The organism is Roseateles sp. P5_B10 (genome assembly GCF_056400485.1).
Map to the genome: position 1 here is coordinate 1 of NZ_JBFULE010001204.1, position 1,168 is coordinate 1,168.

At 61.2% G+C, this 1,168-nt stretch carries 1 pseudogene; it reads right to left on the bottom strand.

Annotation, left to right across the window (positions count from 1 at the left end):
* Positions 1-1,043: pseudogene (locus AC1DU6_RS32120) on the bottom strand (ATP-binding protein); the annotation flags it as partial.
* Positions 1,044-1,168: the final 125 nt, after the last annotated feature.

Below are 1,168 nucleotides of genomic sequence, written 5' to 3' on the forward strand. Positions count from 1 at the left end.
CGGCGCACGGCGCTGTCGATCTCACTTGTTGAATGCCCATGCCGCTTGGCTGCGGCTTGAAGTCGTTTCAGGAGATCACACCTCTCGTGGGCCCGGGCATCGACCTCGATGGCGAGCAGGAGCATGTCGGACAGGTCCGCAGCGCCTGTTTCTCCCGCGGCTTCGAAAGCTGCATCAATGAAGTTGCCGACGTGGTATGGGTCCCGGTAGTGCGGCTCCATGTAGAACGGAAGCGCCAATCCGCACCATGTCACAGCGCAAGACCTCCACATCTCAGGGCGCCGCGCCAGCATTCCTGTCATCACCAGGTCTACTCGGTTGGGCCACGCTACCAAGCCCCAGTCCGACAAGGTCTGAGAGACAACATATCCAGTGCGCGCGTTTACACGCATGGCCTCATCGATCAAGCACATCGTCAGCCGGTTAGCGGAGGAGGCACCTTCCGTCTCCTTCATGCCCTCCACCTGCCGCATCAGTTGCGCAACCCGCTGAGGTCTCAAAGCCGGATCCGCCTCGTTGGCAAGCACAAGAATGTCGCGCCAGATCGTGTAGAGAGGGTCCTTACGCGCAGCGAGCGCATTTCCAAGACAGTGCGCAGGGACAGTACCCAGCAACTCTCGCGCTCGCTGGAGATCGCCGATGGACGCAAAGGCGATCGCCAGATCAGCCAGCCCGTCTATCTGCTCACTCGGCGTACTCTCCTGAACTCCCGTCACCAGCTCTTCGAGCCGACGCGCCGCGGCGTCCCCTTTGCCGTCGCTCTTGTATGCCGCAATCGCTAGCTCGCGTTTGAGATATCGAGTTCCCGTCGACGTTGATGTCGCGACCGCATCATCGATCTCACGAGTAACGGCGCGGTACTCGACCTCGCCCGCAGATGCCGCGACTTTCAGTAACGCCCTGGCTAGTACTGGCGCGGCGGTGACCGTTTGCTGCGTCAGGTAGAAATCACTACCTCCTCTGGGATTGATACGGAGCACGTACCCCATGGCTGTCCGCGCCGCGTCCTGAACGGCTCCAGCAAGCCCGGCGCCACCGGGCATGGAAGATCTGGCCAGAAGCACTCCAACCGTAGTCGCATGAGCCTGAAGAGGCTGGAGGATCGCGTGCTTTGACGGGACCACCGGCGGAAGGGGTTTTCCAAGCAGAGTGCAGAGCTCGGTATGTT